General features: G+C 58.1%; 17 protein-coding genes and 1 tRNA gene. 11 read left to right on the forward strand and 7 right to left on the reverse strand.

The window, feature by feature from the left end; genetic code table 11:
- The first annotated feature begins 207 nt into the window (after positions 1–207).
- The 5 genes from H8527_RS03075 to H8527_RS09720 all read left to right on the forward strand — a co-directional run bounded on the left by H8527_RS03075 (position 208) and on the right by H8527_RS09720 (position 5925).
- Positions 208–807, forward strand: coding sequence for a 50S ribosomal protein L25/general stress protein Ctc (locus H8527_RS03075; protein WP_187545504.1), 600 nt, complete (start codon positions 208–210; stop codon positions 805–807).
- 1180 nt (positions 808–1987) lie between these two features.
- On the forward strand, positions 1988–2593 hold the full coding sequence (locus H8527_RS03080) for a non-canonical purine NTP diphosphatase (RefSeq protein ID WP_187545505.1): 606 nt from the start codon (positions 1988–1990) through the stop codon (positions 2591–2593).
- 91 nt (positions 2594–2684) lie between these two features.
- Positions 2685–5057, forward strand: coding sequence for a hypothetical protein (locus H8527_RS03085; RefSeq protein ID WP_187545507.1), 2373 nt, complete (start codon positions 2685–2687; stop codon positions 5055–5057).
- 200 nt (positions 5058–5257) lie between these two features.
- Positions 5258–5524 (forward strand): HU family DNA-binding protein, encoded by a 267-nt coding sequence (locus tag H8527_RS03090; protein WP_187545509.1) that lies wholly within the window; start codon positions 5258–5260, stop codon positions 5522–5524.
- Between the two features lie 257 nt (positions 5525–5781).
- The gene (locus tag H8527_RS09720; protein WP_222935097.1) at positions 5782–5925 is read left to right on the forward strand and encodes a hypothetical protein; all 144 of its coding nucleotides are present in this window, start codon (positions 5782–5784) and stop codon (positions 5923–5925) included.
- A 65-nt stretch (positions 5926–5990) separates the two neighbouring features.
- On the opposite strand, the gene H8527_RS03095 is transcribed toward H8527_RS09720, so the two are convergent.
- A complete protein-coding gene (locus H8527_RS03095) occupies positions 5991–7577 on the reverse strand; it encodes a fibronectin type III domain-containing protein (RefSeq protein WP_187545510.1) in 1587 nt (528 codons plus the stop codon).
- Positions 7578–7771: 194 nt separating this feature from the next.
- Positions 7772–7981 carry a hypothetical protein gene (locus H8527_RS03100; protein WP_187545512.1) on the reverse strand — a complete coding sequence of 70 codons (210 nt, stop codon included), beginning with the start codon at positions 7979–7981 and terminating at the stop codon, positions 7772–7774.
- Positions 7982–8465: 484 nt separating this feature from the next.
- Between H8527_RS03100 and H8527_RS03105 the strand changes: the two genes are divergently transcribed.
- Positions 8466–8789, forward strand: a complete 324-nt coding sequence (locus tag H8527_RS03105; protein ID WP_187545514.1) for a cupin domain-containing protein — start codon at positions 8466–8468, stop codon at positions 8787–8789.
- A 104-nt stretch (positions 8790–8893) separates the two neighbouring features.
- Here H8527_RS03105 and H8527_RS03110 read toward each other — a convergent pair.
- Positions 8894–8977: transfer RNA gene (locus H8527_RS03110), tRNA-Leu, on the reverse strand.
- A 231-nt stretch (positions 8978–9208) separates the two neighbouring features.
- Here H8527_RS03110 and H8527_RS03115 point away from each other — a divergent pair.
- Together H8527_RS03115 and H8527_RS03120 are read left to right on the forward strand one after the other, a co-directional pair.
- Positions 9209–10291: a phosphotransferase enzyme family protein gene (locus H8527_RS03115; RefSeq protein ID WP_187545515.1), complete on the forward strand. Its 1083-nt coding sequence runs from the start codon at positions 9209–9211 to the stop codon at positions 10289–10291.
- 311 nt (positions 10292–10602) lie between these two features.
- On the forward strand, positions 10603–12243 hold the full coding sequence (locus H8527_RS03120; RefSeq protein WP_187545517.1) for a fumarate hydratase: 1641 nt from the start codon (positions 10603–10605) through the stop codon (positions 12241–12243).
- An 85-nt stretch (positions 12244–12328) separates the two neighbouring features.
- Here H8527_RS03120 and H8527_RS03125 read toward each other — a convergent pair whose 3' ends face one another.
- Positions 12329–15151, reverse strand: coding sequence for a cation-translocating P-type ATPase (locus H8527_RS03125; RefSeq protein WP_187545519.1), 2823 nt, complete (start codon positions 15149–15151; stop codon positions 12329–12331).
- Here H8527_RS03125 and H8527_RS09725 point away from each other — a divergent pair.
- The 3 genes from H8527_RS09725 to thiL all read left to right on the forward strand — a co-directional run bounded on the left by H8527_RS09725 (position 15128) and on the right by thiL (position 17868).
- Entirely contained in the window at positions 15128–15739 is a 612-nt protein-coding gene (locus H8527_RS09725) for a hypothetical protein (protein WP_222935098.1), read from the forward strand. The two genes, H8527_RS03125 and H8527_RS09725, sit on opposite strands and share 24 nt — an antisense overlap.
- 25 nt (positions 15740–15764) lie before the next feature.
- Positions 15765–16247, forward strand: a complete 483-nt coding sequence (locus tag H8527_RS03130) for a hypothetical protein (RefSeq protein WP_187545520.1) — start codon at positions 15765–15767, stop codon at positions 16245–16247.
- A gap of 541 nt (positions 16248–16788) precedes the next feature.
- A complete protein-coding gene (gene thiL, locus H8527_RS03135; protein ID WP_187545669.1) occupies positions 16789–17868 on the forward strand; it encodes a thiamine-phosphate kinase in 1080 nt (359 codons plus the stop codon).
- Positions 17869–17975: 107 nt separating this feature from the next.
- Here thiL and H8527_RS03140 read toward each other — a convergent pair whose 3' ends face one another.
- The 3 genes from H8527_RS03140 to H8527_RS03150 are packed head-to-tail and all read right to left on the reverse strand — an operon-like array spanning position 17976 to position 19949.
- Positions 17976–18395, reverse strand: a complete 420-nt coding sequence (locus H8527_RS03140) for an RNA-binding S4 domain-containing protein (RefSeq protein ID WP_187545522.1) — start codon at positions 18393–18395, stop codon at positions 17976–17978.
- Positions 18396–18427: 32 nt separating this feature from the next.
- A complete protein-coding gene (coaE, locus tag H8527_RS03145) occupies positions 18428–19030 on the reverse strand; it encodes a dephospho-CoA kinase (RefSeq protein WP_187545524.1) in 603 nt (200 codons plus the stop codon).
- Entirely contained in the window at positions 19017–19949 is a 933-nt protein-coding gene (locus H8527_RS03150; protein ID WP_187545526.1) for a CdaR family protein, read from the reverse strand. The genes coaE and H8527_RS03150 overlap by 14 nt, the downstream gene beginning before the upstream one ends.
- Positions 19950–20012 lie beyond the last annotated feature (63 nt).

The following is a 20012-nucleotide window of genomic DNA, read 5'->3' on the forward strand; positions in this document are numbered from 1 at the left end:
ATTTGCGTGCAATAAAATCCTTGTTTTTAGCATTTTCTTCCCCTAAATTTCCCATTTACAGCCGAATAGCCCCTTACAAATTTGGAGCGTTGAAAAAAAAACGGTAACTTTGCAGCCGATTTGTCCCCCTCGCGGCAGGCGACTGCCGATGTGTGATGGCGAATTATGCAACTATATTGTTTAATTTAGAGTAACACAACACTCAACATGAAATCAATCTCTATCAGCGGTCAGTCACGTACCGACCTCGGCAAGAAGGCCACGAAAGAAGTGCGTAAGCAGGGCATGGTGCCTTGCGTTATCTATGGTGAAGACAAGGGCGAAAACGGTCTGCCCCAAGCCATCCACTTCCTCGTTGACGAAAAGCAAATCAACAAGGTGGTCTACACCCCCAACATCTACGTAGTCAACATCGACCTCGATGGCAAGACGCGTCAGGCTGTGGTGAAGGAAATCCAGTTCCACAGCGTGAAGGACAACGTCCTCCACGTTGACTTCTACGAAGTGAACCCCACTAAGCCCATCGTAATGGCTGTGCCCATCGCTCCCGAAGGTCTGGCCGAAGGTGTACGCGCCGGTGGTAAGCTCGTGACGATGGTGCGCAAACTCAAGGTGCGCGCCACGGTCGATGCCATCCCCGAAAAGCTCACCATCGACGTGACCAAGCTCGGTCTGGGTAAGTCCATCAAGTGCGGCGACCTCTCTTACGAAGGTCTCGAACTCGTAACGCCCAAAGAAGTTGTGGTGGTCACTGTCAAGATGACGCGTGCCGCCATGGGTGCTGCTGCCGCTGCTGCCAAGAAGTAAAGACGGCTCCGCACCGCCTTTTCCACTACGCGTGCCGATGCCTCTCAGGTGTCGGCACGCTTCGTTTTTTTGTCCGACTCCTCGACCTTTCCGCCACGCATCCCCGCGATGGAGGGCAGCCCTTGGGGGCGGTCGCTTCTGCCGGTCGGAAGCCCCCGAAAAAAACTCAGAGGTAAATTTTTCTACCTCAGAGATAAAAATTTTTACCTCAGACGTAGAAAAAACTATCTCTGAGGTAGTTCACTCGGTGTCGGAGGTAGGTGCGCTTGAGAGAGGAGTTGTTCTTCCTGCGGACAATCGGGCTGACCTTCAGTCAGCTTCCATGTGGTTCAGCACAATCCCCACGAGGACGTGGGGTTATCCAAAGTTGTCGCTTTCAGCGACATTGCAGCATCTCCTCCTTTCAATACATCCTCAGCGATGACGCTGTTTTCTGCTTTTTCTTACTGAAATCCTGAGGAATTGCATATTTTTCAGGCAGATACGAAGAAAAAAAACTTTGTATCATCGCTGTTTTCTCGCTATGGAGATGGGGGATTTGCTCGGCGTAATGCGCCCTCCGATGTGGATTGAGTGCCTATCGTTCTGTCGTGCAGCAGTTGTAGCAGTCACTTATCTCTATCTCCTCTCTTTCCGCAGCGTGCTGTCGCTGTAGGCGACACATCTGAGTAACCCCACGTTCTCGTGGGGTAGGTACCATCGCAAGCGGAAGCTGACTGAAGGTCAGCCCTATACTTCGCTTCGCCTATCGTTTTGTCGTGCAGCAGCCGTAGCAGTCACTTATCTCTATCTCCTCTCTTTCCGCAGCGTGCAGTCGCTGTAAGCGACACATCTGAGTAACCCCATGTTCTCGTGGGGTAGGTGCCATCGCAATCGGAAGCTGACTGAAGATCAACCCTATGCTTCGCTTCGCCTATAGCTCTGTCGTGCAGCAGTTGTAGCAGTCACTTATCTTTACTTCCTCTCTTTCCACAGCATGCTGTCGCTGTAGGCGACACATCTGAGTAACCTCACGTTCTCGTGGGGTAGGTACAATCGCAAGCGGAAGCTGACTGAAGGTCAGCCCTATGCTTCGCTTCGCCTATCGTTCTGTCGTGCAGCAGTTGTAGAGACTCACACCCTCCGATATATTCTCTCCACATCCCTCCAAAAACAACATTTATTCCCTCACCCCTTTCCTATGAAACCCCGCCTCGTCATTGCCACCAACAACGCCCACAAACTTCAAGAAATCACCGCCATCGTAGGCGACCATTTCGACATCCTCTCCCTCGCCGACATCGACTGCCACGACGACATCCCCGAAACGGCCGACACCCTCGAAGGCAACGCCCTCCTCAAAGCCCGCTATGTCTACGAACGCTACGGACTCGACGTTTTTGCCGACGACACCGGTCTGGAAGTGGCGGCCCTCGACGGACGTCCCGGTGTGCACACTGCCCGCTACGCCTACCCCGATCGGCACGACCCCGAGGCCAATGTGGTGCGGCTGCTCGAAGAATTGCACGAAAAAAACGACCGCCGCGCACAATTTCGCACCATTATTGCGTTAATACAACAAGGAGAGGAGCATCTCTTTGAAGGCAAAGTGGAAGGCTGCATCGCCATCGCACCCCGCGGTACGGGCGGTTTCGGCTACGACCCTGTGTTTGAACCCGAAGGTCTGGGAAAGACTTTTGCCGAACTGGGGACGGACGTGAAAAACCGTCTCTCCCACCGCGCCCGCGCCGTGCAGCAACTCTGCCGCTATCTCACCGCATCGGACGCCCCTGCGACGGCCGAATAACGCGCCGCACGAAAGCACCGGCCGCTGCGCCATCGGGACGGCCTTAAAACCCTGCTGCTGTCCCGACTCTCCCTCCCCAAAACTCTGCGTCATGAAACACCTTTTCACCCTCCTCTTGGCCTGCTGTGCCGCTCTCGGCCTCAATGCACAAACTCCCGCCGCCGACCGCTGGACGGCTCATTTGGCCTACCGCACCGCGACCCAATGCGTCCGCAACGGCAGCCAACTTTATGCCCTCTTCGACGGCAACCTGCTGATTTGCAACACGCAAACGGGCGAAGTGACTCCCGTAGACCGCGTGACCCACGGATTGAGCGGCCGCCGCATCGTGCAGATGGGGTGGTCGACCATGCAGCAAATGCTCGTGCTCCTCTATGCCGACCGCAGCATCGACCTCCTCCGGCCACAGAGCGGAGCGGTGACGCATCTGCCGCAACTCAAACGCGAAGCCACCACCGATTTCGCCATCAACGACCTCAGTGTCAACGGCGATGAGGCCTGCATCGCCACCACAGGGGGCGTGGTGCAGCTCGACCTCAAACGGCAGCTCGTCAAAGGTTTCTATCAGCTGGGCGACTGCCGCTCGGCCACGGTGTTTGACCACCACATTTTTGTCGCCCTCACCGCCGGCCACACCCTTGTTGCCCCCCTCGACGCCAACCTCAACGACCGCGCCACGTGGCAGCCGCACACCCAACTCACCGTGTCGCGCCTGCTGCCCACCTCGGCCGCCCTCTACCTGCTTGTGCTGCGCGACGCCCCCACCCAACAGGGGGTGTGGATGGTGAAGCCCGCTGCCGACACGCCGGCCACCCACACCGCTACCCACGTGGGTGCCTATGCCCTCACGGGAGGACATGTGGACGCGGGCGGCACCGTCATTTGCGAATCGGACGCCGCCCTCTACCGCTACCAAGGGGCGGACGGCACGGCCGTAGCCATTCAGAAAGGCGCCGGCGGCTATGCTTTCGAGCCGGACGGCACCGACGGACTTTGGGTGGGAATGGAAAACCGCGGCCTTTTCCGCACCCCCATTGTGGACGGCCGTATCGACCTCTCGCGGAGCACGATGACCTTCGGTGGCTTCGGTCCTTGGCAGGATCGTGCCTACTACATGACTTATGCCGGCGGCGAACTCCTCGTCACCACCGGCCGCAACGACCCTTACGAGGTGGATCGCGTGGCGCAGGTGGCCATGCGCTACGATGGTCGCGACTGGACACTCTTTGCCCCTCCCGGCACAACGGACTTTGCCGCCAAAGGCAGTCTTTTTGAAAGTGCCACGAGCATCGCCCGCGACCCGCGCCACCCAAAGCACTATGTCGTTTCGACCGTGCGCACGGGCATCTACGACTACGACACCCCCGCCACCATCACCGCGCAGGCGACCGTAGGCAATTCGCCTTTCCACTCCCTCCTGCCGGCCAGTTCGCCGCACTTCTACAATTACGTCCGCACCGACGGTGTCAATTTCGACGACCAAGGCAACCTTTTCGCCCTCAACAACCAGCAGGACACCCTCATTTGGGCGCGTAAGCCCGACGGCAAATGGACGGGACTTTACCACGAAGGGGTGAAGCGCGCTCCCGGACTGGAACGCACGCTCTTCGACCGCCACGGCCAACTGTGGGTCACTTCGCGCCGCACCGTGACGAACCATACCGGCGGTTTCCTTTGCTACGACTACAACCGCACGCTCGACAACACCGCCGACGACCGCGCCACCTACCGATCCTCTTTCTACAATCAAGACGGCACGGCGGTCAATATCCTCTCGGCCTATGCCATCGCGCAGGACCATGCCGGCAGCCTTTGGCTCGGTACGGATCAGGGGCTGTACAAGGTGGATGACCCCTTGCAGTGGCACGAGCGCAATTTCCTCATCACGCAAATCAAGGTGCCGCGCAACGATGGCACCAATCTGGCCGACTACCTCCTCTCGGGCGTACCGGTGACGGCCATCGCCGTCGATGGTGCCGACCGCAAGTGGGTGGGCACACAGGGGGATGGACTTTATCTCATCTCGGCCGACGGACTGCAAACCCTCCACCATTTCACCACCGACAATTCGCCGCTCTTTTCCAACAACATTTGGAGCGTGGCCTGCCATCCCACCACGGGCGAAGTGATGATTGGCACGCAGGAAGGCATTTTGGCCTACCGCAGCGATGCCACCGAACCGCAACCCGCGCTCGACCGCAGCCACCTGCGTGTGTTCCCCAACCCCGTTCGCCCCGATTATATGGGCGTCATCACCCTCGACGGCCTCACTGCCGACAGTGAGGTGAAGGTGACCAACACCGCCGGAACGGTGGTGGCCGCCGGTATGAGTCTGGGCGGCACTTTCACGTGGGACGGCCGTGGTTTCGACGGTGTGCGCGTGGCCTCGGGGGTCTATCATTTCCACGTGTTCGACCCCTCCGGACAGCGGGCCGCGGTGGCCAAAGTGGCCATCGTGCGCTGAGCGCGTGTGCTGCCGCTGGCCCTGCATTTTCCCTATAAATCCGCTTGAAAAAGGACGTTTCACCAAAGGAAAGCACGAATTTCGTACACTTTTTTTCAAAAAAGCCGCAAAATGTTTGGGCAGATGCGTAGATTACAATATATTTGCAGCACCAATTCTCTTGATTTACAAGACAACAACTCTAAACAAACGCTATCAATATGAACAAAACAGAACTCGTAAGCGCAGTTGCCAAGCAGGCCGGCCTTACCAACGCTCAATCTAAAGCCGCTGTAGACGCCGTGCTCGACGCTATCGCCGGTGCACTCAAGAACGAAGACAAAGTGGCTCTCCTCGGCTTCGGCACGTTCTCGGTGAACGAACGCCCCGCTCGCGAAGGCATCAACCCCGCTACCAAGCAGAAGATTCAAATCCCTGCCAAGAAGGTAGTGAAGTTCAAGGCCGGCGCTCAGCTCGAAGTGAAATAAACTTCGGCTCAGCCCCTCATCCCACCACGGCAGCACTTTCTTCCTCGGAAGGATGTGCTGCCGTGTGCATTATTCCAATATGCTGAAAAATACCCTAATCTGTTGAGAAATGGAAGAAAAGATTTACCCTGCCGACCCGAGGGTGTAGAGAAGATTGGCTATGACAATTTTAGTACCTTGTGTTCCATCACCCTGCCCTCAACGCTTCGGGAGATTGCCCGTGATTTCTACGACGAGGAGTGCGTGGACGACCCTGCGTGCCATACATCCGCATTCATCCCGACAATCCGACCTTCTACAGCAAAGACGGAACGCTTTATTTTCGAGAAAACGACAAGGTGGTGACGGAAAGCGCGGCGGCTTTTCTCCACAACACAAGCCACAGTGGGCAAGTCCTCTGAAAGGACTTGCCCACTGTGGGGTTTTTAGGAATAGGGCCACCGCAGGAAGCGGGGCAAATCTTATCTTAGGGCTTCACCATCTTCTTGCCGTCGACGATGTAGACGCCGGCAGGCAGGCGATTGAAGCTTGTGTCGAGCCGCACACCGGTGAGGGTGAAGATGCCGCAGCGGGTAGGCGCATCGGTCCGGAGGGCCTGAGCAGAAGTGGGCTTGGTGCTGATTTCCACCCAGTCGGTCACGTTCTTTCCGTCGGCATCTTGGAGGAAGTATTCAGCACCGACCGACTTCCACACGGTGTGCTGAGGACTGGTGATGCTGCATCCTTTGAAGGTGGGTTCTGCCTTCAAATGGACGATGCTGCCCTCGGCATTACCTTTGGCACGCACGTGACAATTGTCGAACTCCCAAGTGCCGCGAAGCAACGCACTGCCCTCGGTGCTGATTTCGAGATGACAATCCTTTACGAGGATATGCCCTCTATTCCGAATGCCGTAACGAAATCCTTCCGGCACGGTCAATCCACTGGATAGGGTGAGTTTGCCCTCACCGGTGAAAGTCATTTGTTTATCATCATCGTTGTAGATAAGCCCACTTTGTTCCGAAGTGAAGGCGTTGTTGCCGATAAGATGAATGTTCAGTCCATTTATCTGGTTACTGATGCAGTGCCCCCAAGATTTTGTCTCTGTGGTTTTGATGGTGGCATTGTCGAGGGTGAGGGTCTTGGTGTCGGGGTCGTAGGTCACCGTCCCGCTCACGCCGTCGATGACGGAGAGGTCCTTGCAGTTGGCCGAGGTCACCTCTGTGCCGGCAATCTTGAGGTCGTAGATGGTGGTCTCAGACTTAGTCGTGATGGTTTGTTCATCGTAGCGGATGTAGTTGCCCGACTCGTCAAGGGCACGAATGTTCACGCGATACTCTGTGTCGGGTGTCAACTCTTTGATGGTGTAGGAGGTGGCACTCTTCACCGGCAGCATCATCCAACCATGGCCCCCCATGCGCTGATATTCCACGACGTAGTGCATTTTGTCCGCAGGGGTGACCTCGTCGGTGGCAGGTGTCCACGAGAGTGAGATGGAAGTCTTGTCGACTGTGCCCACGTTGAGTTTGCCGGCTGTGGGGGCTTCCCGATCGTGGCGATAGTCGATCGAGAGGGTGTGCTTCTTGCCGTCGCCATGCTTTGCATCGATGATTTCTCCATCCCAAAGCTGGAAGGAGCAGACGGAGCGGTCGGGGCGAGGATGCCCGTCAATACGAAGCTCCCCACGCCTGAAGTGGACACGACCAAGGTCCGGGTGGCCGCTGCTTTGGAACAAGATTTTTCCCTTCTTCTGATAGGCGATGCCCCAATATGACTTCCCGAGATGTTTACTTTCATAACGATCGAGTGGGAAGGAGTCGTAGAAGGCATGGAGTTTTTCGTTTCCCATGATGCCGAGGAACTCATTCTTGTCCTCCGAGAGGAAAAAAAAGACCATGAAGCCATGCTTGTCATTGGGATCTTTCTGGAAATCCGTGGAGAGGATTTCTTTTTTGAAACCGTCGATGGTGATGGTGTTTTTCGTTTGCGCCTGCACCGGTTGCGGCAGGGCAAGCAGGGCAGCGAACAGTGCGACAAGGGTCGCAAGCAGGTTCCGGAATAAAGTTGTTTTCATAAGGTAGAAGTATTGTGCAGCCGCTGTGGCTGCGGGTGAATAAATGTGGCTTGGTAGGGGGTAGATTTACCTCAGAGGTAATTTTTCCTGGCTCAGAGGTAGAAAAAACTACCTCTGAGGTAAATTTTTCTACGACTTAGAGTGGTTGGGATGCGTCTGCTGTCGGGGCGAATATCGGTCGAAGCAGCGTGTCCTCAGCGCCACCAGTGGGTGAGATAGCCCCAGAGGGAGCGCCATCCCTTCGGAGGCGGCTTCCCGGGGTGAGGCGCAGAGTTGCGCGCCTGTTCGCGCCGATCGAGTTCGAGGTCTATCATCGCGCGGATGGTGTCGAGGAGCTGGATGCGGTCGTCGGTGAAGCGGCGATTCTTCTGCGGTTGTTTTTCAGAATGAGGTGACGACTCCATGGCGATACTTCTTTTTTTTGATGGATGCTGCAAAGATACACTCCCAAGTGTTAAAACTACATTGCAGAATCTTGCAATCTGTGCACAAAATCTTGCAATCTGCAGAGTGCTCACATTGCAGAATCTTGCATAGAGTGAGATGTAGTAAGCTGTCTCACAGATTGTTGTGTCTTTGGCTTATGCAGGATTTTGCAAAGTGAGCGGTTTGCCCCCTTTCGGCCTCATTTCCCTTCGGAAGGAAGCCAACGGATGGTTTCGCAGCAAAGGGACAGCAACGGCCGGACGGCATCAACGGGAAGAAAAAAACGAAAAATAGAGATATCTTCTCACAAAAATAGTAACAAGATTTTGTCGTTCCTCGGCAAAGACGTAACTTCGCAAGGTGCGGAGGGCGGACTTTCAGAAGAACCCACCTGCTCGAAGCGGGCCTTGAGGAACGCTGCCGCACATCTCTCATTTATTCACCTACTCAACACTTCTCATCATGGCACTCATCGAAAAAGGCCGCGTCTTCGCTCCCGAAGCCGGCGTAGACTATGCCGAGGGCAGCATCGTGTCGCGCGAAATCCTGCGCAACACTGCCGGCACCCTCACCCTCTTTGCCTTCGACCAAGGTCAGGGCCTCTCCGAACACACCGCCCCCTTCGACGCGACCGTCACCATCCTCGACGGCGAAGCCGAAATCCTCCTCGGCGGCGTGGCCCACTACCCCAAAGCCGGCGAAATGCTCATCATGCCCGCCGGTGTGCCTCACGCCCTCAACGCCAAGCAGCGCTTCAAGATGCTGCTCACCATGATTCGCGGTTGAGGCCGGCACATCATGCAATAAAGGCACACCATATAATATAGGCACGCCTCGTATAGGCACAAAAATAAGGCTGACCATCATTGCGATGATCAGCCTTTGTGCTGTGCCCGAAACGAGACTCGAACTCGTACAGCCGCAATGGCCAAGGGATTTTAAGTCCCTCGTGTCTACCATTCCACCATTCGGGCCACAGTGTGCCGAAGCGGTTGCAAAGATAGTGCTTTTTTCGGAATGGACAAAACCTCTGACCGCCTTTTGTGCCTCCCCTCCTCGCTGCCTGCCCGCTCGGAAAGCCCGCCTTCCGGAAAAAAGCCGATGAAAACACACAATTCTTCGGCAGAAAGACGGCTATTCTCGCCTTTTTCCGTAAATTTGCGCTATCAACTCATTAACTTCTCATCTATATCATGGACCAAAAAATGAAAGATATCGCCCTCCAATTTCAAATCAAGGGCAACATCACCGACATCCACCCCCTGGGCAACGGACTCATCAACACCACCTATGCCGTCGTGACTGAAGGCAGCGGCTGCGACTATGTGATGCAAAACGTCAATGTCGCCATTTTCCCCGATATGGACCTCCTGATGCGCAACATCGTGGAAGTCACTACCCACATCCGCCGCAAACTCGAAGCCGAGGGTACGCCCGACATCGAGCGCAAGGTGCTCACTTTCATCCCTGCCCGCGATGGTAAGTTCTACCACTTCGACGGCGAAAAGTATTGGCGCATCATGAAGCTCATCCCCGACACCATCTCTAAAAGCGGGGTGAGTGTGGAGAATGCCACCATTGTGGGCGAAACCTTTGCCCGCTTCCAATCGATGCTGGCCGATATCCCCGCCGAACTGGGCGAGACCATCAAGGATTTCCACAACATCGAGTTCCGCCTCCGCCAACTCAAAGAAGCGGTGGCCGACAACAAGGCCGGCCGCGTGGAAGAGCCGGCGGTCAAGACTCTGCTCGACGAGATTTTCAAGCGTGAGGCCGAAATGACGAAGAGCGAGCGCCTCTATCGCGAAGGAAAGCTCCCCAAACGCATCTGCCACTGCGACACGAAGGTCGACAATATCCTCTTCGACCGCGATGGACATGTGTTGTGCGTCATCGACCTCGACACGGTCATGCCCTCCTTCATCTTCTCCGACTTCGGCGACTTCCTGCGCTCGGCGGCCAACGCCACCCGCGAGGACGACCCCGAACTGAGCAACGTGGCCTTCCGCTTCGACATCTTCCAAGCCTTCACCGAAGGCTATCTGCGCGGCGGACGCTCCTTCCTGCTGCCCATTGAGATTGAAAACCTGCCCTACGCCACCGCCCTCTTCCCCTACATGCAGGCCGTGCGCTTCCTGGCCGACTATCTCAACGGCGATACCTACTTCAAGGTACAGCACCCCGCCCACAACTTGGAACGCACGCAAAATCAGTTCCGCCTGCTCCAGTGTGTGGAAGCCGCGATGCCGCAGATGCAGGAGTTCATCGCCCGACAGTTGGAGGCCTAACCCCTCGGACTGAACCTCTTTCGCCACCGCCTCCCGCTGAGGCTGCTCCACTTGCCGCTTTGGGACGTGGAGCAGCCTCAAAGGGTGAGCAGCGGACGCTTTTCTTTTGACATCGGAAAGATTTTCCTTTCTTTTTCGTTTCAAAAAAAACATCTCCCCCTATGCAAATCCTTTTTCCGCTTCTCTTGTTTGTCGGTGCCCTTGCGCTTTACTTCACCAGCCGCAGAAAACGCGACGACGAAGACGAAAACAACGAAGAATAAACCTCCCCTTTCTTCTTCCTTCGACCATAACATAACAACTTCATAACCATGGCACAAGCCCCCGAATTTAAGTACGCCCCGATGTTTCAGTTGGGCGAAGACACCACGGAGTATTACCTCCTCACCAAGGACCACGTCAGCGTGAGCGAGTTTGAAGGCAAGCCCATCCTCAAGGTGGAGCGCGAAGGCATCACCCGAATGATCAACCAAGCCTTCCGCGATGTATCCTTCCTCCTCCGCCGCGAGCACAACGAGCAAGTGGCCAAAATTCTCACCGATCCCGAAGCCTCCGACAACGACAAGTATGTGGCGCTCACCTTCCTACGCAACGCGGAAGTGTCGGCCAAAGGTCAGCTCCCCATCTGCCAAGACACCGGCACGGCCATCGTCCACGGCGAAAAGGGTCAGCAGGTGTGGACGGGCTTTGAAGACGAAGAGGCCATTGCCCTCGGTGTTTACAAAACCTACACCGAGGAAAACCTCCGCTACTCGCAGAATGCCCCTCTCAACATGTATGACGAGGTGAACACGCGCTGCAACCTGCCCGCTCAAATCGACATCGAAGCCACCCACGGCGACGAATACCGCTTCCTCTGCGTGACCAAAGGCGGCGGATCGGCCAACAAAACCTACCTCTATCAGGAGACGAAGGCCATTCTCAACCCCGCTACGCTCGTGCCTTTCCTCGTGGGCAAGATGAAGACGCTCGGCACTGCCGCTTGTCCGCCTTATCACATTGCCATCGTCATCGGCGGTACGAGTGCCGAAAAAAATCTGCTCACCGTCAAACTGGCTTCTACGCACTACTACGATGCGCTGCCCACCACGGGCGACGAGACCGGACGTGCCTTCCGCGACCTTGAGTTGGAGAAAGAACTTCTTGCCGAAGCACACAAAATCGGTTTGGGTGCACAATTCGGCGGTAAATACTTTGCCCACGACATCCGCGTGGTGCGTCTGCCCCGCCACGGTGCGAGCTGCCCCGTAGGCTTGGGCGTGAGTTGTTCGGCCGACCGCAACATCAAGTGCAAAATCAACAAGGACGGCATTTGGATTGAGAAGATGGACGACAATCCCGGCAGCCTCATTCCCGAAGCCCTCCGTCAGGCCGGCGAAGGAGGTGCCGTGCGCATCGACCTCAACCGTCCCATGCCTGAAATCCTGGCTCAGCTCGACCAATATCCCGTCTCGACACGTCTGTCGCTCAACGGCACCATCATCGTGGGACGCGACATTGCTCACGCTAAAATCAAGGAACGTCTCGACCGCGGTGAAGCGATGCCCGAATATCTCAAAAACCACCCCATCTACTATGCCGGACCTGCCAAGACACCCAAAGGCATGGCCTGCGGTTCGATGGGTCCCACCACGGCAGGCCGCATGGACTCTTATGTCGACCTGTTCCAAAGCCACGGCGGTTCGATGGTGATGCTCGCCAAGGGCAACCGCTCGCAGCAAGTCACCGATGCCTGCAAGGCACACGGCGGTTTCTACCTCGGTTCGATTGGAGGCCCCGCCGCCATTCTTGCGCAAAACAACATCAAGAGCATCGAATGTGTCGAATATCCCGAACTCGGTATGGAGGCGATTTGGAAAATCGAAGTGGAAGACTTCCCCGCTTTCATCCTCGTGGACAACAAAGGCAACGACTTCTTCACGCAAATCAAACCCACCTGCGCTATGAAGTAAGTCGGGCGCTGCTCCGCTGAAAACACGCAAACAGCCGCACATCTCTCTCGTGGAGGTGTGCGGCTGTTACTGTATGGCGGTGCGCTCAGCGCTTGGAAATCAGTTGCCATCCCTCGCGCACCCAGAGCACGAGGGAGGAGGCCAGGATGATGAAGAGCCAATCGTCGAGACGGAGGCTCGTCACGTTGAAGAACTGCCGAAGTCCGGGAAGTTCGACCATCGCCACCTGCCCTACGAGAATGATGAGGCTCATCGTGAGCAGGCCGCGGCAGCCCTTGAAGTGGAGCGCGCTGCGTCCCGTCCCGAAGGCGCGGGCATTGAAGAGGTAGAAGAAGTGCGTCATCACGAAGATGGTGAAGAGGAGCGTGAGTTCGTAGGGCGTGACGTGGCCTTGCTCAGTCAGGCGGAGGGAGAAAAGGTCCGTGAGCTGCCGGATGTCGGCGTGCTGGAAGAGGTAGAGCAGGGCGAGCAGAAGGAGGAAGAAAAAGCCGCCCACGCCCACGATGTTGAGCATCATTTTGCGCGAAAGGATGAAGGCGTTGCGGTCGCGCGGCGGGTCGTGCATCACCCGCTTCGAGGGAGGCAGAGAAGCCAGAGCCATGGCCGCAAACGTGTCCATGATGAGGTTGATCCAGAGCATCTGCGTCACCGTCAAGGGCGACTCCGTGCCCATAAAGGCACCGCAGAGCACGAGGAAACAGGCCGTCACATTGACCGTGAGCTGGAAGAGGAGGAAGCGCTGGATGTTCTGATAGAGCGACCGACCCCACATCACCGCACGCCCGATGGAGGCAAAGGAGTTGTCGATGATGGTGATGTCCGACGCCTCTTTGGCCACCGAGGTGCCGTCGCCCATCGACAGCCCCACGTGAGCCGCGTTGAGGGCAGGCGCGTCGTTCGTGCCGTCGCCCGTCACGGCCACCACCTCGCCCTGCTTTTGGAGGGCTTCGACGAGGCGCTTTTTGTCCATCGGCCGTGCGCGGGCAATGATCTTGAGTCGTCCCACGCGTGCGGCAAGTTCGGCATCGCTCAGGGCTTCAAATTCCGGCCCTGTGATGACGGCGTCTTCGGGCATCCGGCCCGTCCAAAGCCCGATTTGCCGACCGATTTCGCAAGCCGTGCCTGGAGTATCGCCCGTCACCATCTTGATTTCGATGCCCGCGGCAAAGCATTCGGCCACTGCTGCCGGGACATCCTCCCGCACAGGGTCGGCAATGGCGGCCACGCCGACCAGACGAAGCCCTTGCGTCACGATGCGCCCGCCGGTCATGCCGGGGTCGCCCTCGGGAAGCACGCAGCAGGCAAAAGCCAGCGTGCGCATGGCCCGACCTTGATAGTCGCGCAGGAGCGTGTCGAGCGCATTGGGAGCAACGTCGGACGTGGTGCAGAGGGCACGCACCATCTCCGGCGCCCCCTTGCCGTAGAGCACGCGACGGCCTTCCAGCACGGCCGACTCCACCACCGTGGCCATATATTTCCGTTCCGTCGAGAAGGGCAGTTCGTCGACCACCGTCACCGCCTCGCGCAGCGTCCGATAGTCCACGCCCTCGTCGTTGAGCCACAGCAGGAGCGCACCCTCGGTGGGGTTGCCCAGCACCAAGGGGTGGGCCTTGTCGGAAAAGTCGAGTGCCGCGGTGGAATTGACCGCCAGCCCTTCGTGAAACACGCGCCGGTCGAGGTCGGGGGCATAGAGGCGGATGTCGTCGATACGCATCTGATTTTGCGTGAGTGTCCCCGTCTTGTCGGTGCAAATGACGGTCGTCGCGCCCATCGTCTCGCAGGCGTGCATGCGGCGCACGAGATTGTTGGTGCGCAGCATGCGGCGCATCGAGTAGGCCAGGCTGAGCGTCACCGCCATGGGCAACCCTTCGGGCACAGCCACGACCACGAGCGTGACGGCAATCATAAGCGTGTTGAGCGTGTAGGCAATGAGCACCGCGATGTCTTCGCCGGTGTGGAGGGCGGAGTGGAGCAGGAGGGTGAGGCCGAGGAGCACGACAAAATAGGCCGTGGTGGTGGGCAGGGTGGTGCGCCACGTCCAGCGGGCAAAGCGGGTGATGACGAGCAGGAAGAAGAGAGCCGTGGGCAGGGCGAGCGTCCAGGCGATGGGGGCCCAGTGGAAAAAGGCCAACAAGCGGCCCACGATGATGAAGGCCGCAAAACCGTAGCTGAGTTTCGTGATGAGCCGTGCCAGACCGCCGAGCTGTTCGTTGAGAGGAGTGGTCACGCTGTCGTCGATTTGCGCAGCCTCGTAGACCTTCCCCTGCTCCGTGGCATCGCCCACCGCGAGCACGCGCAGGATGCCGTGCCCCTCCATCACCTTCGTGCCTTTCATCACGTGGTGGGTGGGATAGGTGGCGTTGGGGTCGGCCTCCTCCGGCCGGGTACTTTTGGCGCACATCGGTTCGCCGGTGAGCGACGACTCGTCCACGCCCAGATGCACCGCTTCGAGGAGTTCGCCGTCGGCCGCCACTTCGTCGCCGGTGCTGAGCACCACGATGTCGCCCACCACCACCTCGCAGCGCGGCACGAGGGTCACGTTGCCCTCGCGCACCACTTCCACCGCCTCGTCGTCGGCCGCTTGGTTGAGCACGGCAAATTCCTTTTCGGCCGAGCGCTCAAAGTAGAACGCCAAGCCCGTGGCCAGAAAAATCGCCACAAAGATGCCCACCGGTTCGAAGAACACCTCGCTCCCCTTGTCCAGACCATGAGATTCATAGACGGAAATGCCGACCGAAAGCAGGCCGGCAATGAGGAGGATGACGATGAGCGGGTCGCCAAACTTGTCGAGATATTGTCGCCACAAAGGCGCTTTCTCTGGCGGTGTGAGGACGTTGGCGCCGTGGGCTTGGCGGCTGGTGCGTACCTCGTCGGGCGTGAGTCCGTGGTAGTGGTGGATTTTGGGCATAAGTCGGGGAGAAAGGAAAAGCAAAGACACTTCAGTTCGATCGAGGCACAACGACCGCAGCGCCTTTCGGCCGGCAGCGTTCGCCCCTCTTTCTGCTGCAAAGGTACGACATTTGCTGCATTCTGCCCACTTCTTGCTTACTTTTCCCACGCTTCGGCTGTCGTTTTTTCTGTCCGCTTCCTCGGGGGAAAAGGGCGTCCGTGGCCGCGCCACCTCCTCGTCTCGCTCACCGCAACAGGGCGGATTTCAGCCTTCGGTGTCGGGGGTAAATTTATCTCTGAGGTAGTTTTTTCTACGTCTGAGATAGAAAAAACTACCTCAGAGGTAAATTTTTCTATCTCCTATCTTTTTGAAAGAACGTTCGTGGTGGACTATGGTGGAGAGGTTCTGTGTCTTGGCGGAGGGGAAATCGGCAGCCGATGGGCACGACCACCGCGCAATCGGAGCGAGAAAGGGGGCTTTGCAGTGTTAATGTTTCTAATTCTTTCGGAGGTTACAGCGATTATGCTTAATTTTGCTGCATTGTTGGAGGGTATTGCCCATTGGGCAAACGCCCTTTTCCACCACGAAACTTTCATCTTTTTTTAGTTGGCACTCTGCCGTTTTTTCGCTTATGAAGAAAATTCTCACCGCACTCCTCCTGCTCCTGGCCGTGACCACCACCGCCCGCGCACAGTTCAAACAAGGCACTTACTACGTGGGCGCTTCGCTCACGGGGCTGAACATGAGTTACAGCAAAAACACTGACTTCCAGCTCGGCCTCAATGCCGATGCCGGCTACTTCATCATCGACAAACTCATGCTCCACGGCACGCTCGGCATCGATAGCCATCCCGGCGATGCCAAGCGCTTCACGATGGGCGGCGGTGCGCGCTACTATTTCCTCGAAAACGGCATTTCCCTCGGCGCCGGACTGGAATTTTCCCATCTCTCCCCCGGCATCGACAACCTGCGCCTCCCCTTTGAAGTGGGCTACACTTACTATCTCAACCGCCACGTGGCCATCGAGCCGGCGGCCTACTATCGCCTTTCGCTCAACGACTTCAGCGGCGGCAGCGAGGTGGGGGTGCGCCTCGGCTTGGGCTTCTACTTCTGAAGCATCACGATATTCGCCCCCTTCGGGGACGCTTCGCTATGCACGATGTCTGTCCGTAGGTTCGTCGGGCTATGCCCTCCTCGCCTACGGTTATTCAGATTCGCCCCCTTCGGGGACGCCGCTGTGCATCTGCGGTTCAGTGACAACTCCCCCTTGAGCGGTGGTGTCTTCAGCACCGGGGACGCCGCTATGCATCTGCGGTTCAGTGACAACATATACCTATGCCACAGAGGGACGATGTAGACGATGCACGGTCTATAGGGCACAGGGGAACAACGCAACCGATACATAATGTGCCCCCATACGCCGCATGGAGTCCCCGAAGGGGGCTTCTCCCAATAGCCGTAGGCGAGGAGGGCAGAGCCCGACGAACCTACGGTAGGGGTATCGCCAGCGGTGCGTCCCCGACGGGGGCGAATATCACTTTATTATAGCCCCACGGCATCTGTTGTTCCTGATGATTGCCCCCTTCGGGGACGGACGTAGTCCGCGCGATGTTGTTGATTTTTTGATTTCCGCCACCTTTTCCACCTCCTTTCTCATGCAGATTGCAGAATTGGGCGAATTTGCCCTCATCGACCGCCTCAATGAAGGCGTGAGTCCGGTCAATGCCGCCACCCTCACCGCGGCCGGCGACGACTGTGCCGTCATGGCCTATCCCGCCACGCGCGTGCTCGCCACGACCGACCTGATGCTCGAAGGCATCGATTTCGACCTCGTCTATACCCCCCTCCGCCACCTCGGCTACAAGGCCGCGATGGCCGGGATGAGCAACATCTACGCCATGAACGGCGTCCCGCGTCAGCTCCTCGTGGGGCTGGGCGTGTCGAACCGATTTGAGGTGGAGGACCTCGACGAACTCTATGCCGGGCTGCGGATGGCCTGCGAGCGCCACAACGTCGACCTCGTGGGCGGCGACACCAGTGCTTCGCTCACGGGACTCACGCTCGCCCTCACCACCATCGGGGATGTGGCGGAGGCCGACCTCGTGGGGCGCGATGGTGCGCACGACACCGACCTCGTGTGCGTGTCGGGCAATCTGGGGGCGGCCTACATGGGCCTCCAACTCATGGAGCGCGAAAAGGCGGTCTACCTCTCGCAGATTGACGCCGCAAAGACTGAGGCCGCACGCCGCGCCATCGACTTCCAGCCCGACTTTGCCGGCCGTGAATACCTCCTCGAACGCCTCCTCAAACCCGAAGCGCGCCGCGACATCGTCGAGGCTCTTCGTGCGGCCGGCCTTCGCCCCACGGCGATGATCGATGTGAGCGATGGGCTGGCGAGCGAACTTCTCCACATCTGCCGCCGGAGCGGTGTGGGTTGCCGCATCTTCGAAGAGCGCATCCCCATCGACTATCAGACGGCAGTGGCGGCCGAGGGCTTCAACATGAACCTCACCACCTGCGCCCTCAACGGCGGAGCGGACTACGAACTGCTCTTCACCGTCCCCCTCACCGACCACGACCGTGTGGCGGCGATGGACGACGTGCGCATCATCGGCCACATCACCCGTGCCGAACTGGGAGCGCAGCTCGTCACCCGCGACGGCAACGAATTTGCCCTCCAAGCCCAAGGGTGGACGCCGCAGCAGGCTGCCGCACAATCCCGAGACTTAGGCTGAACCTTTCTGCTTCGGAAAGGGCAATGTCTTCGGCCCGAAAAAACGCTCTGCCTCAGAGATAGCACAGACTATCGCTGAGGCAGAGCGTTTTTCGGGGGCAATCGGTGTCAGTCGTCGAGGTCGAAATCGAAGTCGCCATCGAGGAAGACGGGCGTTTCGGCAAAGTCGTCGAGGGCGCGGCGGTCTTTCTTGGTGGGGCGTCCTGTGCCGCGGGCGCGGTCGACAAATCCACTGATGCGGCTCATTTCGAGGAGTTCGTATTGCTCGGGTGGAGTGATGTTTTCGAGGATTTTGGGGAGGAGGCGCGCGCCGACCCGTTTTTCAATCGGGGAGAGCACCCGAAAGGAGTAGGTGATGGGGGCTTTGCGCACGGTCACCACATCGCCGGCCTTCACGGTGCGGGAGGGTTTGACCAAGGCGCCGCCGAGGGTGATGCGGCCGTTTTTGCAGGCATCGGTGGCGAGCGTGCGGGTCTTGTAGATGCGCGCTGCCCAGAGCCATTTGTCTATGCGGGCTTCGGTGAGCATAAGGTTTTTGTGTGGGTAAATCGTGATTTCTTTCAATCTCCGACCAGGCCGAGACGGACGAGTTGCGCGGCGAGGTCGGTGCGGCCGTCGTTGAGGAGGACGTGGTGGGCGCGGCGGCACTTTTCGGCTTCAGGGAGTTGGAGTGCCATCCAGCGGAGAGCGGCCTCGCGGTCGATGCCGTCGCGCGCCATCAATCGGCGCAGGCGTTCGTCGTCGGGACACGACACATGAAGGGTGCAATCGACAAAGCGGTCGAAACCACTCTCGAAGAGGAGGGCGCACTCCATGAAGACGCGGGGCGCGCCATGATGAGCCGCGACAAAATCCTGCCAAGCAGCTGCCACGCGGGGGTGGACGATGGCATCGATTCGGGCGCTGTGGTCGCGCCCCCGGCAGAGGTAGGCCGCGAGCACACGCTTGACGAGTTGCCCTTCGGCATCGTAGACTTCCGCGCCTACGAGATCGCGTAGCCGGCGCTGCACCTCGGCATCGGTGCGGATGATGCGCTTGGCCTCGGGGTCGGTGTAGAAAATCGGAGCACCTTGGGCTTCCAGCTGCCGACACACATAACTTTTGCCCGAAGCGATGCCCCCCGTGATGCCCCAGCGCTGCGGGGCGGCGTCAAGGTGTGTCATTGTCGGGGAAGTCGGAGGGATTGATGTCTTCAATAATAAAATCTACATGGTCGGGCGTGAGGCGCGGGCGGTAGACTCCGTAGGGCGTGGACTTGAGCGAGAGGGGGATGGAAGGCTCTTTGCGGCCGATGAGGTCGGCATAATTGATGACGATGACAAAACTCTCGTCCGTCACCTTCTTATACTGGCTCATGCCGACTTGGAACGTCACCTTCACCTTGGCGGGGAAGGTGCGCAGTGTCTTATCGGCCGGGAAATTGACCCCTTGCACCGGCACTTCCACGGTCTTCTCGACCATGCGGTCGGCAATGATGGTGAGCCGCGCCTGATTGGGGACATACTTTACACCGGGGATTTTCACGAATTTGCGGCGCACGATGGTGGTGTCGGTGAGGTGGTGCAGGCGGATGGGCTCCAGATAGGCGGCAGTGAGGGTGTCGAGAACGCTGCGCGAGGCGTAGACGAGGGCTTCGCGCGGTTCGACATCGACGGCCATGATGGAGTAGGCCGAATCGGGGAAAAACTTGCCCTGCACCACGACCGGCACGCGTTTGCTCAGCCCGTAGTTGAAATAGAAATCCATCGTTTCGGGACGCACGCTCAAAGCCTGCGTGCTGCTCTCCAAGGCGGCCACGACGGGCTTGAGGAGTTCGGCCGTGGCGAGGGAGACGTGGCCGCTGGTCGTGGCAACGCTGTCGAAATGCACCACGATGGGAGCAAAGGTGTGGACGTAGCGATAGCGCAGGAGCACCACGCCGCGGTCGCGGAGGGTGATGCGCACATGTGCGGGCAGTTCGGTGGTAATCACGACGTTTTCGGGCACATCTACGAGGCGCACCGGAATGTCAAACTCCTCTTCGTAGACCTCGTTGACCGTTTGAAAAAGCCAAAAAGAGGCCGAGAGCAGCAAGAAAAACAAAAACGCGAAGAACTGCCTGTTCCCCAAAAAGGACAGGTAGTGCTTCGCGTTTTGTAGAAAGGG

Origin of the sequence: Alloprevotella sp. Lung230 (genome assembly GCF_014385435.1) — a bacterium.
Taxonomy (GTDB): domain Bacteria; phylum Bacteroidota; class Bacteroidia; order Bacteroidales; family Bacteroidaceae; genus Alloprevotella.

Excerpts from the sequence above, each read along its gene's own strand:
- H8527_RS03115 (WP_187545515.1), top strand. The coding sequence starts at position 9,209 with ATGAAAGATATCGCCCTCCAATTTCAAATCAAGGGCAACATCACCGAC.
- H8527_RS03095 (WP_187545510.1), bottom strand. The coding sequence starts at position 7,577 with ATGAAAACAACTTTATTCCGGAACCTGCTTGCGACCCTTGTCGCACTG.
- H8527_RS03125 (WP_187545519.1), bottom strand. The coding sequence starts at position 15,151 with ATGCCCAAAATCCACCACTACCACGGACTCACGCCCGACGAGGTACGC.
- H8527_RS03105 (WP_187545514.1), top strand. The coding sequence starts at position 8,466 with ATGGCACTCATCGAAAAAGGCCGCGTCTTCGCTCCCGAAGCCGGCGTA.
- H8527_RS03075 (WP_187545504.1), top strand. The coding sequence starts at position 208 with ATGAAATCAATCTCTATCAGCGGTCAGTCACGTACCGACCTCGGCAAG.
- H8527_RS03130 (WP_187545520.1), top strand. The coding sequence starts at position 15,765 with ATGAAGAAAATTCTCACCGCACTCCTCCTGCTCCTGGCCGTGACCACC.
- thiL (WP_187545669.1), top strand. The coding sequence starts at position 16,789 with ATGCAGATTGCAGAATTGGGCGAATTTGCCCTCATCGACCGCCTCAAT.
- H8527_RS03100 (WP_187545512.1), bottom strand. The coding sequence starts at position 7,981 with ATGGAGTCGTCACCTCATTCTGAAAAACAACCGCAGAAGAATCGCCGC.
- H8527_RS03140 (WP_187545522.1), bottom strand. The coding sequence starts at position 18,395 with ATGCTCACCGAAGCCCGCATAGACAAATGGCTCTGGGCAGCGCGCATC.
- H8527_RS03120 (WP_187545517.1), top strand. The coding sequence starts at position 10,603 with ATGGCACAAGCCCCCGAATTTAAGTACGCCCCGATGTTTCAGTTGGGC.
- H8527_RS03090 (WP_187545509.1), top strand. The coding sequence starts at position 5,258 with ATGAACAAAACAGAACTCGTAAGCGCAGTTGCCAAGCAGGCCGGCCTT.
- coaE (WP_187545524.1), bottom strand. The coding sequence starts at position 19,030 with ATGACACACCTTGACGCCGCCCCGCAGCGCTGGGGCATCACGGGGGGC.
- H8527_RS03085 (WP_187545507.1), top strand. The coding sequence starts at position 2,685 with ATGAAACACCTTTTCACCCTCCTCTTGGCCTGCTGTGCCGCTCTCGGC.
- H8527_RS03080 (WP_187545505.1), top strand. The coding sequence starts at position 1,988 with ATGAAACCCCGCCTCGTCATTGCCACCAACAACGCCCACAAACTTCAA.